This window comes from Flavobacterium salilacus subsp. salilacus, assembly GCF_004634195.1.
Lineage (GTDB): Bacteria > Bacteroidota > Bacteroidia > Flavobacteriales > Flavobacteriaceae > Flavobacterium > Flavobacterium salilacus.
The window spans coordinates 613664-627044 of the sequence record NZ_SKBP01000001.1 but is presented as its reverse complement, the minus strand read 5'-3'; the positions used below and the strand labels follow the sequence as shown (position 1 = coordinate 627044).

At 38.6% G+C, this 13381-nt stretch carries 12 protein-coding genes; 5 read left to right on the top strand and 7 right to left on the bottom strand.

Annotation, left to right across the window (positions count from 1 at the left end; translation table 11 throughout):
* The 5 genes from E0W68_RS03010 to E0W68_RS02990 form a co-directional block, all read right to left on the bottom strand.
* Nucleotides 1-125: type IX secretion system membrane protein PorP/SprF (locus E0W68_RS03010; protein WP_135217916.1), on the bottom strand; the 125-nt coding region annotated here is incomplete at its 3' end.
* 225 nt (nt 126-350) lie between these two features.
* Entirely contained in the window at nt 351-1433 is a 1083-nt protein-coding gene (gene bioB, locus E0W68_RS03005; RefSeq protein ID WP_394346278.1) for a biotin synthase BioB, read from the bottom strand.
* A gap of 67 nt (nt 1434-1500) precedes the next feature.
* Nucleotides 1501-1971 carry a hypothetical protein gene (locus tag E0W68_RS03000; RefSeq protein ID WP_135217914.1) on the bottom strand — a complete coding sequence of 157 codons (471 nt, stop codon included), beginning with the start codon at nt 1969-1971 and terminating at the stop codon, nt 1501-1503.
* Between the two features lie 195 nt (nt 1972-2166).
* A complete protein-coding gene (locus E0W68_RS02995) occupies nt 2167-3492 on the bottom strand; it encodes an HTTM domain-containing protein (protein WP_135217913.1) in 1326 nt (441 codons plus the stop codon).
* Nucleotides 3473-4423 (bottom strand): bifunctional riboflavin kinase/FAD synthetase, encoded by a 951-nt coding sequence (locus E0W68_RS02990; protein ID WP_135217912.1) that lies wholly within the window; start codon nt 4421-4423, stop codon nt 3473-3475. The genes E0W68_RS02995 and E0W68_RS02990 overlap by 20 nt, the downstream gene beginning before the upstream one ends.
* A gap of 269 nt (nt 4424-4692) precedes the next feature.
* Between E0W68_RS02990 and E0W68_RS02985 the strand changes: the two genes are divergently transcribed.
* Nucleotides 4693-6915, top strand: coding sequence for a zinc-dependent metalloprotease (locus tag E0W68_RS02985; protein ID WP_135217911.1), 2223 nt, complete (start codon nt 4693-4695; stop codon nt 6913-6915).
* A gap of 32 nt (nt 6916-6947) precedes the next feature.
* On the opposite strand, the gene E0W68_RS02980 is transcribed toward E0W68_RS02985, so the two are convergent.
* Nucleotides 6948-7454, bottom strand: a complete 507-nt coding sequence (locus tag E0W68_RS02980; RefSeq protein ID WP_135217910.1) for a hypothetical protein — start codon at nt 7452-7454, stop codon at nt 6948-6950.
* A gap of 147 nt (nt 7455-7601) precedes the next feature.
* Between E0W68_RS02980 and E0W68_RS02975 the strand changes: the two genes are divergently transcribed.
* Complete coding sequence (locus tag E0W68_RS02975) at nt 7602-10853, top strand: zinc-dependent metalloprotease (RefSeq protein WP_135217909.1); 3252 nt, start codon at nt 7602-7604, stop codon at nt 10851-10853.
* A gap of 155 nt (nt 10854-11008) precedes the next feature.
* Here the strand turns inward: E0W68_RS02975 and pth are convergent, their stop codons facing one another.
* The gene (gene pth, locus E0W68_RS02970; protein WP_192824541.1) at nt 11009-11635 is read right to left on the bottom strand and encodes an aminoacyl-tRNA hydrolase; all 627 of its coding nucleotides are present in this window, start codon (nt 11633-11635) and stop codon (nt 11009-11011) included.
* Between the two features lie 287 nt (nt 11636-11922).
* On the opposite strand from pth, the gene E0W68_RS02965 reads away from it, so the two are divergent.
* The 3 genes from E0W68_RS02965 to E0W68_RS02955 are packed head-to-tail and all read left to right on the top strand — an operon-like array spanning nt 11923 to nt 13381.
* On the top strand, nt 11923-12228 hold the full coding sequence (locus E0W68_RS02965) for a hypothetical protein (RefSeq protein ID WP_135217908.1): 306 nt from the start codon (nt 11923-11925) through the stop codon (nt 12226-12228).
* A 54-nt stretch (nt 12229-12282) separates the two neighbouring features.
* The gene (locus tag E0W68_RS02960) at nt 12283-12570 is read left to right on the top strand and encodes a hypothetical protein (RefSeq protein ID WP_135217907.1); all 288 of its coding nucleotides are present in this window, start codon (nt 12283-12285) and stop codon (nt 12568-12570) included.
* Nucleotides 12571-12619: 49 nt separating this feature from the next.
* Nucleotides 12620-13381: a GLPGLI family protein gene (locus E0W68_RS02955; RefSeq protein ID WP_135217906.1), complete on the top strand. Its 762-nt coding sequence runs from the start codon at nt 12620-12622 to the stop codon at nt 13379-13381.

The window sequence follows — 13381 nt, the reverse complement described above, 5'->3', positions numbered from 1 at the left end:
CCGGCATACGCCGGATTGATGACATTCATGTTGTACATGTACTGTGTGTAGTGAGGATCCTGCTGGGCATTGATATCGCTCAAGCCCCAAAGGGTGATAAATAATGCTAAGTAAATTCTTCTCATTAGTATAGGCTTTAATTTGTGGGCATAAAAATGCCAAGCGGTTATTGGCAATGCTAACAAAAGCTCGGCTTTGTGTCGGATAAAGATAATTATTTTTGTAACATTCAGGTTATTCTGTTCAAAATTTTCATAAAATAGCTTCTTTATGTGATGATTTGATAATAAACAATTAAAAAAGCTCCCCTTCTGCAGAAGGAGAGCTTCAATTATTTATATATTTCGGCGTTATACTTTTTTACCGGTTGCTTCAAGGTTACGTTCTATAGTGTGCCCTGGGCGAGTCCACCTTGGTTTTTCACCCAGCGGAGCATATTGTGAATCGGCAGCCTCTACCGTTTTTGGCTGCGAAATTTTTGTAAACGGTTTTTGGGGTATCATGCCCAGTGTTTCAAACATTTTCATGTCTTCATTAACATCCGGGTTAGGCGTGGTAAGTAGTTTATCTCCTGCAAAAATGGAGTTGGCTCCTGCAAAAAAGCACATAGCCTGACCTTCACGGCTCATTTGTGTTCTTCCTGCCGAAAGCCTTACCTGTGTTTCGGGCATTACAATACGGGTAGTAGCTACCATGCGTATCATTTCCCATATTTCAACGGGTTTTTCGTCTTCCATTGGTGTGCCTTCTACGGCTACCAATGCATTTATGGGTACTGATTCGGGTTGTGGATTTAGAGAGGCTAAAGCTACCAGCATGCCGGCTCTGTCCGCCACACTTTCACCCATACCTATAATGCCACCGCTACATACGGTAACATTGGTTTTTCTGACATTGTCTATCGTTTGCAGGCGGTCTTCATAACCACGTGTAGAGATTACTTCTTTATAATATTCTTCGGATGTGTCGAGGTTGTGGTTGTAGGCATACAGTCCTGCTTCGGCAAGGCGTTTGGCTTGGTTTTCGGTAAGCATGCCCAGTGTGCAGCATACTTCCATATCCAGTTTGTTTATGGTACGCACCATTTCCAATACCTGTTCAAACTCCGGTCCGTCTTTAACGTTTCGCCATGCAGCACCCATACATACGCGTGATGAGCCTCCGGCTTTGGCACGTAGCGCTTGGGCTTTTACTTGTTGTACCGACATGAGGTCGTTACCTTCTATATCGGTATGGTAGCGTGCAGCCTGAGGGCAGTAGCCACAATCTTCGGGGCATCCGCCTGTTTTTATGGAAAGCAGTGTAGATACCTGAACCACGTTTGGATCGTGGTGTATTCTGTGTACGGACGCTGCTTCATACAGCAAGTCCATCAAAGGTTTATTATACAGGGCTATTATTTCTTCTTTAGTCCAGTCGTGCCTCTTAATCATCAGTAACGAAATTTATTGTTGCCCCAAAAGTAACAAATTCCGTTAAGTTAGGGAAGTGCAGTTATAATTAATGCTCATTATGGGCTGCATCGTCTATGGCATCAATTCGTTCTATTCTATTTTTCCATATCTGCATCAGGGCAAAGGATATAATTAACGATGATGCCACACCTTCTAAAAGTAATCCCATTGCAAACTGGGGTAATGAAGGGTCGCCACCAAAAATATAACCTTCAGCATGGCTGTCTATGTACGACTCGCCGCCTTTATACCCTGCATAGGCAACAAAACTGAATATACCAATTACCAAACTTACAAAAGCGGTTAAAAAGGCTGCTGAAATATTGGTAAAGTAGCCATAAATGTGGTCTTTATGATTTTGTTTTAGGGTAAGGTTTACACCATATATTACGAATACAAAGTTAAGAAGCCTGAGGTATATCTGGTCTGTAAGATTTAAAACTTCCATTAAAAGGAAAAATAATGCTATACCAATAAAAATAATAATTCCATTGATGATAATTCTTGAAATATTCATAATGCTGTTTTTTGGTTACTAAGTTATATCTGAAATTTTCGAGGTATTGCATAGGGCAAATACTACTGCATACCACTACCTTTTTTTAAATAAAAAAGGTAATTTACTCATATAAAGTTAGCTATAATAAAGAATAGATGAAGAATAATTAGTAAAATTTTAATAGAAATACAGCTATAAAAACATTTCTTTAACCTATTTAACAAGGTTGCCTTCGGAATCATAGAGTAATATCCAGTCGTTATGGAAAAAATAATTCCATTCCGTTGCAGCAAGGTCAGTACCTTCGTCTATCAATGTCTTTAATGGTGCTCCGTTTATACCTGCTTTACTGATTACATATACAGCAACATCCAGTCCTTCGTCTTTAAAATGTTTCTTTATGCGCTGTGCATTTTGCCATATCATATCGGGTTTGGTTTGCATAGAGCCAAGTTGCTTACGGGTCATGTAGTCTAAAGGTCTGTACGGCAGCGGTTCATTATTAGCTTTATTAATTACCCTGAAAGTAGTATAGCCGTTCCTGCTGCGCAGCATCATTCTCCAGCTCAGGCGGTGTCCCTCTTCCGTCCATAGCACATCGCCTTTTATAAAATAGTGTCTTATGGGCAATAGCAGTTGTATAATGAAGTAAGGGATAAAGAAATACAGCAGTATATTTCGTTTTTCGGCAGTTATATTATAATGGGTAACAGCGGGCTTTTTTTTGAAAAATACTTGCCTGATGCGTTCCGGCGGATAAAAGAAAACAACAAAACTTAATGCAAAGAAAGGGAAAATGCCTATTTGTAATGTTATTGAGTTGAATATGTGGAATATTACTGATGCTATAAGGGCTATTGTTCGTGTTCTTTTATATAAAAGGAGTGGTACTATGAATAAGTCGAATATTATGCCGGCATAGGCAATAAACATATAAAACCATTTTTGGGTGGCAATTTCATGAAAAAAACCTTCGCCGCTATGCATGGCAAGCAAATTTTTGGTAAAAGTACCATCCAGCCATCCGGGGTAAAACTTGGCTACTGTGGCATAAAAATATACTATGGCAACCTGTAGTATCATTACTCCCGAACACCAGGCAGGCATAGTAAGTTTTTTAAGTGCGGGGTTTTGTTTTGCATCTATTGCGGCGTAACGATTTGCCGGAAGGAAAAACATAATGAGGCATACCAGTAATAGCAGGTAATAGTGATTATTATAGGATGTTTTTTGCATAAAATATACACCTGCCCACATAATAGTATATAGCCCCAGTGTAAAGCGGTATTTGTATCCCAGCATTACCAAGAGCCCTAATGTTCCCATGATGGCAAAATAATAATACATACCATTGCCCGGCAGGGGTTGCAGCCAGTCCATACCAATGTGGGAAAAGGTAAACTGAGGTTCGATAAAGTTTGCCTTTACCCAGCCTGTTCCTATAGCACCAAAGGTTTCGCAGGCGAGCAAAAACCCAAAAAATATCCTGAAAAGGATAAGAGGGGCATTGTCAATTTCTTTAAAGAGACGATTTTTCATTTCCTTTTTCCGTAAAGTAATTTAAAGTGGCGGTTCTGTCTTCGGCAAGCTGTACTTTGAGTACATCTATCGATTGAAACTTAACTTCGCCCCGCAGTCTTTTGTGCAGGTTTATTCTCAGTTCTTTACCATACAGATTTCCGTCAAAATCTAAAAAGTTAATTTCTATTGTTTGCTTAGTACCACCTACTGTCGGGTTTGTACCAATATTCATCATCCCTTGTATGGTTTTTCCTTCTATTGTTGCCGATACGACATATACGCCATCGGCAGGAATTAGTTTATAATCTTCTTCAATATGAATGTTGGCAGTAGGGAAGCCAATAGTCCTGCCCAGTTTTTTGCCCTCTACAACTGTGCCCGATAAAAAATAATTGTATCCTAAAAATTCGTTTGCTGTAGTTATATCTCCTTTGTCCAGTGCATTTCTTATTTTTGTCGAGCTTACAGAAACTTCATTTACTTCAAGTGCCGATATTTGCTCGACTTCAAAATCATACACTGTACCAAAGTGTATAAGATCGTCAATAGTTGCCGTACGGTTACGCCCAAAACGATGGTCGTGCCCAATGATTATTTTACAGATATTCAGTTTGTCAACCAAAATGTCTTTTACAAATTCTTCGGCAGTAAGCCGGGAAAAGGCATGGTCAAACGGGTGCACTATAAGGTGATCTATACCTTGTTGTTCCAACAAATAGGCTTTTTCGTTCATGGTGTTAAGCAATTTAATATCATTATTTTGCTGTAATACCATGCGTGGATGCGGAAAGAAAGTTAGTACAACGCTTTCGCAGTCTGACGATTGGCTGCTTTTTAAAAGCCTGTCAAGAATACTTTTATGCCCTTTGTGCACTCCGTCAAAAGTACCCAAGGTAACGATGGTTTTGGTTGTACTGCCAAACTCCTGTATGGAATTATATATTTTCAAAAGATGCAATTATAAAGAGCAAATTTAATTATCTGTTTTTAAAAAGAATAGTATTATGACTGTTTTTAAAAATTTTAATCTCACAAGGGGTTATTTTTCCCTTTTTTGAGGGTTAAATAAATAATGAAATTTCCCTTTTATTGCAATGAACTACTGGGTTAAATTCTGAAATATGTTATTTTAACTTTAAAATGTTGATTATACAATACCCCCTGATGTATATAATTAGTAAATTAGTAGCCCATAATTATCCAAAAAAATAAAAAATCATGAGAAGAATTTTACTGTTACTTGTTACCATTGCCGTTTTTGGGTCGGGTAGTGCACAGCAATTTTGGACTGCTGTCCCGGCTAGCCGACTGGATCATTTAGAGAAAACGGATAGGGTTTCAATACCTGTAAAGAGCCATACATTTAGTTTAGATCTTCAAGCTTTACAATTAGCTTTACAGGTTGCTCCTTCACGTGAAAATTATACAGAACCATCATCGGTTATCATCCCTTTTCCTAATGGCGAAGGCGAAATAGAACATTTTAGGATATATGAAGCTCCGGTTTTACATCCTGACCTTGCTGCACAACATCCTGACATAAAAAGTTATATAGGGCAGGGTATAGAGCATCCCGCATCTTCCGTTCGTTTCAGCATCACTATTTTCGGATTGCACTCTATGATGTTCTCCACAGCGGGTACATCTTATATAGACCCTTATACTAAGGACTTACAAAATTATCTTATCTATAAAAAAACTGATTTACGTAACCCATATTCATTTTTTTGCGGTGTAACACAGGAAGCTCAGGAGCAACCTGTTCCGCCTTCTGTTATGGCAAGCGACGGAATATTGCGCACCTACAGGCTTGCTATGGCATGTACTATAGAGTATGCAGCATATCATATAAATGCAGCTTTGCTGAATACAGCTCCTTTGGAAGAACAAAAAGCTGCCGTACTTGCGGCAATGAATGTTACTATGACTCGTGTAAACGGCGTGTATGAAAGGGATATGGCTATAACAATGCAAATAGTGCCGGATAATGAAGATATTATATTTGTAGATTTTGACAGCCTTAATAATGATGATGCTGATGTACTTATATCACAAATACAATCGGTTATTAATGGCGCAATTGGTACAAGTAATTATGATATTGGGCATGTGGTAAGCACCGGTGCAGGTGGTCTTGCCAATATTCAAAGTGTGTGTACCTCTAACAAAGCCAGAGGAGTTACAGGTTCTGCCGTTCCGGTAGGAGATCCTTTTAATATTGACTATGTGGCTCACGAAATGGGACACCAGTTTGGTGCATCACATACCTTTAATAACTCTTTTCAGCGTAATGCCCCTACTGCTGTAGAGCCGGGTAGCGGCAGTACTATAATGGCTTATGCGGGCATAAGCCCCCCAAATGTTCAAAATAATTCAGATGATTATTTCCATGCTGTTAGTATCAACCAGATGGAAACATTCCTTAACGGTGCAGGTGGCACTTGTGCTGCCGAGACACCTAATGACAATTCGGCTCCATTCATAAGTTTTCTTACTAACTATAATATACCAAGAGGAACCGCATTTATATTAAAAGGAAATGCTACGGATGTAGATGGCGATGTACTGACCTATTGTTGGGAGCAGACAAACGCCAACGGAAGTTCCTCTACACAAAATAGTGCTCCCTCAGCATTCAGTACGAATGGCCCTAACTTCAGATCACTTCCTCCTTCAGATTCGCCTAACAGGTATATGCCGCAACTTTCGGATGTATTGGCGGGTAACCTTACACCAACGTGGGAGGTAGTACCCTCTGTAGGACGTACCCTGAATTTTGCATTAACAGTGCGCGATAATCAACTCCCAAATGGCGGGCAGACTGCGAGGGAAAATGTTTCGGTTGTAGTGGTTAGCGGTGCAGGACCATTTGCAGTAACTTCTCAAAATACCAACAATATTATATGGGTAGCTGATGAACAAGAAACTATAACCTGGGATGTGGCAGGAACAACGGCAAACAATGTTAATACTGAAAATGTAAATATACTTTTGTCTATTGACGGCGGACAGAACTTTGATATTGTACTTGCAGAAAACACGCCTAATGACGGTTCGGAAATTATAACAGTACCTGCTGATATAAATTCAACAACATGCAGAATAATGGTAGAGGCGGCAGGTAATATATATTATGCCGTAAACAGCATTGAAATCGAAATCAGTTCAACAAACGCTGCGGATGACTTTGGTTTACAAAGCTTTAAACTATATCCTAACCCTAATAACGGCTCTTTCTCCGTTGCATTCAACTCAGAGAATACTAATGATGTAAATATAGCAGTTCACGATATGAGAGGCAGAGAGGTATATAGCAACCGATACAAAAATACGAGAGCGTTTACTGCTAATATTAACCTGCATGAGCTACAATCAGGTATATATATGGTAACAGTAACCGATGGCGACAGAAAAGCACTGAAAAAAATTATTGTAGAATAGTATAAAAAAGGGAACACTTAGTGTTCCCTTTTTTATTTAAAAGTAATCGATATATCTTTAAGTTTTTGTGCATCTACCAATTCAGGCAGCGCAATATGCAGCACGTTGTTTTTATAAGCCAGTGTTCCTGACGTAACAGGATAAAACCCGGCTTTGCCTTTGCAAAAACACATCACTCCAAAAAGCATTTTGGTTTGCGCTATATCACTATCCTTATAATCCAAAGCTTTACTGTCATTAGCGATTTCAAATACCACCTCTTCAGCATACCCCGAATCGGGCAGTCTGGGATTGGCTTTTTTATCATAACGGTATTTTACAACACTTGTGGCAGGGTTATCAGCAATACTGTAATATAGCTTGTCAATACCATCTTTTTTAATAACGAGGCTTTTGTTTTTTAAAACTTCAAAAGTACAGCCCCCTTCAGTGGGGCACGAAGTTTCACTATATGCGGGGTCTGATGCTTCCTGTAAACTTTTTGTACTTCCGCAGCTAAATAGTATGAGAAGCGTTGGTATCAGAGCAAATTTTTTCATTATTAATTAGTTTTGTTTATGTAATTACGAATGTACAAATTTAAAGCCAAACATGCTTTTAATACGTAATAGTAATAGTGTAACACTATAATGCTTAAAATTTTATGCTATAAATTAGTATATTCGTAAAATTAACTAACTAAACTCATGAACAAAAAGCTATTTTTATCAATCTTTACCCTGATGGTCACCCTGTCGGGCTATTCCCAAAATGCTATATGGAATCGTGTCCCCAAAGACATTGAAAGTCATGAAAAACTGGACAGAACATCACAGCCGGCTACTTTTCAACTTTACAGTCTTAACCTTGAAAATTTGAAAGCGCAATTGCAGCAAGCCCCAATTAGGCAGCAAGGACAGGTGTCCGCCCTTATATTGCCATTTCCCGACGGTAACGGAGATATGAATTACTATCGCATTTATGAAACCTCGGTAATGCATCCGGAACTATCGGCAAAACATCCTGATATTAAAACGTATGTAGGGCAGGATGTGGATGATGCATCCTCCGTAATACACTTCAGCATTACCCCGTTTGGTTTCCATAATATGCTACAGTCGGTTGAAGGTACATCGTATACCGATCCTTATACCAAAGATTTACAAACCTATATAGTGTATAAAAGAGAGGGGCTTACTACCCATCATTCTTTTTACTGTGGTGTTACGGATAACGATACTCACAATAATCAAAAAAGCATACCCCAGCCGTTAAGCATTGCTTCTACAGATGGTGTTTTAAGAACCTATCGTTTGGCTATGGCATGTACTATAGAATATGCAGCTTTTCATGTAAATGCCGCCGACCTTAACGATGGCACGCCGGCAGAAAAGAAAGCAGCCGTACTGGCAGCTATGGTTGTTACGGTTGACCGTGTAAACAGTGTTTATGAACGCGACCTTTCTATAACATTACAGTTGATACCCAATAACGAGGATGTTATTTTTATAGACAGCGACAACTTTGATAATGCCAATACCGATAACGTATTACTCAACCAGAGTCAAAATGAAATAGACGATATAATAGGCTTTGATAATTATGATATTGGTCATACCGTGAGTACCGGTGGGGGTGGCGTAGCCCAGTTATTTTCGCCCTGCTCCGATAGTAAGGCAAGAGGCATTACAGGATTGCCCTCTCCCGTAGGCGACCCTTTTGATATTGACTATGTGGCTCACGAAATGGGGCATCAGTTTGGCGGTAATCACAGTTTTAATAATTCATGTGGCGGTAACCGAAGTGACGCTAATGCCTATGAACCGGGAAGCGGAAGTACTATTATGGCATATGCCGGGATATGCCCCCCCAATGTACAGAATAATTCTGATGCGCATTTTCATGCTAACAGTATTGCAGAGATGACAGAGTTTATAACAACTTGGGGTGATTGTGCCGAAAGTACTGTTACCGGAAATGTACCGCCCGTAGTAGATGCCGGACCTGATTATACTATACCCTATGGTACACCATTTATACTTTCGGGCAAAGCCACTGATGCTAATGACGACGAAATGACGTATAACTGGGAACAAATGGATAATGAGATATCCGAACAGCCCCCTGTGGCTGTGGCTGTTGATGGGCCTAACTTTCGCTCATTACCCAGTAAAGAAGTACCGGAAAGATTTATGCCGGATATTGAAAGCGTAATCAATAACGACCTTGCCCCAACCTGGGAGGTTATCTCTTTTGTAGAAAGGGAGTTTAACTTTGCATTTACCGTAAGGGATAACAATATTCTTGGCGGTCAGGTAGTAATTGATGAAATGAAAGTAAATGTATCGGGAGATGCCGGACCATTTATAGTAAACACTCCTAATACTGCCGTATCATGGCAGGCAGGAACAAATAAAGATGTAGAGTGGGATGTGGCAGGTACTACCGCAAATGGTGTTGATACTCCATATGTAGATATATTTCTTTCTACCGACGGCGGCTTTACCTACCCGATTGTGTTGGCTGCCAAAGTGCCTAATGACGGCAGCGAAGTAATTAGTGTACCCAATGTGCCGGGTAATACTAACAGGATAATGGTAAAAGGCTATGAAAATATTTTTTACGATATCTCAAATACCAACTTTACTATTACACCACCCGCAACTACCATGGCAATAGCCGTAAATGGCGACCAAAATATTGCCAACTGTGTAGGTAACCAAGTTAGTTATACCTTAAGCCATAATGCCTATTCCGGATTTACCGGTACCACTACATTTTCAGCAACAGGAAATCCTGCCGGTTCTACGGTAACATTCAGCCCCGAAACTGCCACAGCTACCGGCGAAGTAGTTATGACGGTAGTTACAACAGATAGTACAACTCCCGGTTTTTATACTATCGAAATAGTGGCAACTTCAGGAGCTACCGCTAAAATAATAAATGTATATCTGGACTTGGAAGATCCTGCTTTTGGAACAATAAACCTTATTTCTCCTGCGGATAATGCTACGGCAGTATTCAACCAAACTTTTTTTGACTGGAGTGACGCTGCCGATGCCACAAGTTATGAAATAGAAATAGCCGGAGATGAAGATTTTACAAATATAATAATAGATGCTATTGTAACAGAAAGCAGCTACACAGCACTGTTAGAGGAATCATGGCAGTATTACTGGAGGGTAACACCTATTGGCGAGGCCTGTGCCGGAAGCTCCAGTAATGTTAACGGATTTATTACAGGTATTGCCGAGTGTAATAGTTATAACGCGACTGATATACCCGTAACCATACCGGATGATAGCGAGGATACCGTTACCAGCACTGTTACAGTTTCGGGAGACGGCACTATACACAAAGTAAGTGTAGCTGTTGATATAAGCCATACTTGGTTATCCGATCTTACCGTTACCCTCATTAGTCCGCAAGGAACCGAAGTGCAGCTTTTCAGTGATGAGTGTGGTGACCAAGATAATGTACAAGCTACCTTTGACGATAGTGGCGAGCCTTCTGTTTGTGATGAAACACCTGCTTTAACCGGGACAATACAGCCTGACGAGGCACTTTCAACATTTAATGGTGAGTTGCCCGAAGGTACATGGGTACTGCAAGTGTCGGATGGTTTTAATCAGGATGGCGGGACCATCAATAGCTGGAGTCTTACTATTTGTACTACTGAGGAAGCTGTATCGGGTATTGAGGATAATGCATTTACCAACTTTACATTGTATCCGAACCCTAATAACGGCAATTTTACTGTGCGTTATACTTCTGCCACAGGCAGCGATATAAGTGTAGTGGTACATGATATACGGGGAAGGCAACTGCTCAGCCAAACGTACAGCAACACAGGATTGTTTGAACAAAACCTTTCACTGGGCGCAGCCGAAGCCGGAGTTTACTTAGTAACTGTACAAGATGGCAGTAATAGGATAACGAAAAAGATAATGGTACAGTAAAGAAAAGAGGCTGTATTAAAAAGCATTAAATAAACATTTTGCAATTCTGACGGAGGAAAAATCTCTTGTTTGTTAAATGATTGAGACTCCTCACTCCATTACATTTCGTTCAGAATGACATTTTTGATACAGCCTTTTTTTATTCCTAATTAATGTTACTTCCCGTTATAAGTATTCATGGTATTAGCAAGCCCTGACAATGCGAACGATTTTATGGCTTCTGCCGATGTTTCCAGCCTTTCAGGAAGTTTTACCTTTTCTTCCTCACTCCATTCGCCAAGTACATAATCTACCTGCTTACCTTTTTTAAACTCATCGCTTATCCCGAAGCGAAAACGCGGATAGTCGGCAGTATTCAATACCTGTTGTATGCTTTTCAGCCCGTTATGCCCGCCATCGCTGCCTTTCGCTTTAATACGAATAGTGCCAAAAGCAATGTTGAGGTCATCAGTAACTACAAGTAAATTCTCTAAAGGAATATTCTCTTTTTCCAACCAATACTTTACGGCCTTACCGCTCAGGTTCATGTAGGTGTTAGGTTTCAATAATATCAGGGTACGTCCTTTCAGTTTGTACTCGGCTACTGCACCCAGTTTTGCCGTAGTAAAATCAAGTCCTTCCTGTTGTGCCAGTTTGTCGAGTACTTTAAACCCTATATTGTGGCGTGTGTTTACATATTCGGCACCAATGTTGCCAAGTCCCGCGATAAGAAATTTTTTCATGGGGTTCGTAAGTTCTTTTGTTGCTGTTTTAGCGGTAAAAAGGTTAGTAAGCCATTTCATAACGGCAAAGATAAAATTTTTAATAAATCATGTTTATTTTTTTAAATATCACAATACTAAGGGTTTAACATTTTTACTCTTGTATGCTTAAATTTTATTTGCTAATATTGTGTTTCCAACTAAACCGAAAATTATGAAAATCATTTTATTACCACCCCGCAAAAACTTTTTTCATATTAAAAATAGTCGCTTGGTTTCTTAAAGGAGTTAAGTGAACTTGGTTTAGTATTAATACTGAACAAGCTTGTTGTTTTAAATATTTATTAACCATTTAATTTTAATTTTTTATGAAAAAAGTAATTTTTAGTGTAATTGCCTGTGTTGCTTTCAGTGGCTCAGTTCTTTCTGTAAATTCCGAAGTTGGTTTAAAAGAAAGTGAAAATTTGAATTTTTTTGATGCCCAAACCACTGCCGTGGGATGTTCCTATACAATTTGGGTAAAAGACAGAGATGGTAATGTTATAACTGGATATTCTGTACATGACCCAGAATTAGGAAGCATAGATTGTTTGAGAGGAATTTTAGCAGAGGTTTCGTTTATGGAATATAGATATCCAGAAGCTGAAGTTTCTTATGAATTTCTCGCAACATAAAATTCTCATTTAATAGTCAAATTTTAGTCGTTTATAATTTTAAAATTAATCATTATGAAAAAAATCATTTTTAGTTTCTTAGTACTTGGCTTTACTTTTGCAACTCACGCGAAAGATATACAAGAGGAAAATATTAATACCGAGACCTTAATTGAAGAAGATGCAGGGGAGTGTTTTTACTTAGTGCAAGTCTTTGATAGAAATGGAAACATGGTTGACTGGGCTGATGGTGTAGTAGAAACAACAGATGCTACTTCTTGTCTTGGATTAGCATTAATGGCGGCTGATAGATTAGCTGCAAAATGGCCCGATTATAGCTTAACTATAGTTTCGAGATATTGAGTTTAAACTTATTTGCTTGTATTACTGTATTTTTCAAAATAAATTATGTATGAATAAATTTTTTTTAATTATAATATTATATTGTAATCTGTCACTTTGTTTAAATGCTCAAAATAAGGAGAATATTCAGGTAGAATATCAAATATTCAATAATACAGATTCACCAAATACTTTATTTGCGACACTTTTTACGGATAAAAAGATTACCATTTTTTTTGAAAAATACAGTACGCAAGCTTTTGATTTAGAAAATTCTGAAGGGGTTGTTACAAGAAAACCTCTGAATCTTTTTGAGCCTTATACAAAAATCGATCACATAAATAAAAAAGTGTTTTTATTCGAACCTATCAACAGTATTAATTATTTAGTTGAAGATAATTATACAAAGCTTGAATGGGAGATTAGTGATGAGACAAAAGAAATTGCTGCCTATGAATGTGTAAAAGCGACAACAAATTTCAGAGGAAGGAAATGGGTAGCGTGGTTTACACCTGAAATACCATTGCCTTATGGACCATGGAAATTCCATGGCTTGCCAGGCTTAATAATTGAAGCATATGATATAGAAGGTGTTTACACAATGCGGGCTGTTAAAATAGAATTTAAAAGAGATAATATTTTTGATAAAGATTTTACAAAGCTCTATAAAACTAAAAATAACGAGCCTATATCATATAAAGAGTTTCTGAAGAATTATCAAGAATATCTTGAGAACACACGTGCGGAGATACAAAGCGAAATGAAACACATTAAGTTTCTTCCTACACCTCCAAGAAAAACAAAAGAACTAAAGTTTGAATGGGAAGAATAG

What these genes read in the sequence shown, in the direction of transcription:
- bioB (WP_394346278.1), bottom strand. Translation starts at nt 1,433, where the DNA reads ATGATTAAGAGGCACGACTGGACTAAAGAAGAAATAATAGCCCTGTAT.
- E0W68_RS03000 (WP_135217914.1), bottom strand. Translation starts at nt 1,971, where the DNA reads ATGAATATTTCAAGAATTATCATCAATGGAATTATTATTTTTATTGGT.
- E0W68_RS02995 (WP_135217913.1), bottom strand. Translation starts at nt 3,492, where the DNA reads ATGAAAAATCGTCTCTTTAAAGAAATTGACAATGCCCCTCTTATCCTT.
- E0W68_RS02985 (WP_135217911.1), top strand. Translation starts at nt 4,693, where the DNA reads ATGAGAAGAATTTTACTGTTACTTGTTACCATTGCCGTTTTTGGGTCG.
- E0W68_RS02980 (WP_135217910.1), bottom strand. Translation starts at nt 7,454, where the DNA reads ATGAAAAAATTTGCTCTGATACCAACGCTTCTCATACTATTTAGCTGC.
- E0W68_RS02975 (WP_135217909.1), top strand. Translation starts at nt 7,602, where the DNA reads ATGAACAAAAAGCTATTTTTATCAATCTTTACCCTGATGGTCACCCTG.
- pth (WP_192824541.1), bottom strand. Translation starts at nt 11,635, where the DNA reads ATGAAATGGCTTACTAACCTTTTTACCGCTAAAACAGCAACAAAAGAA.
- E0W68_RS02965 (WP_135217908.1), top strand. Translation starts at nt 11,923, where the DNA reads ATGAAAAAAGTAATTTTTAGTGTAATTGCCTGTGTTGCTTTCAGTGGC.
- E0W68_RS02960 (WP_135217907.1), top strand. Translation starts at nt 12,283, where the DNA reads ATGAAAAAAATCATTTTTAGTTTCTTAGTACTTGGCTTTACTTTTGCA.
- E0W68_RS02955 (WP_135217906.1), top strand. Translation starts at nt 12,620, where the DNA reads ATGAATAAATTTTTTTTAATTATAATATTATATTGTAATCTGTCACTT.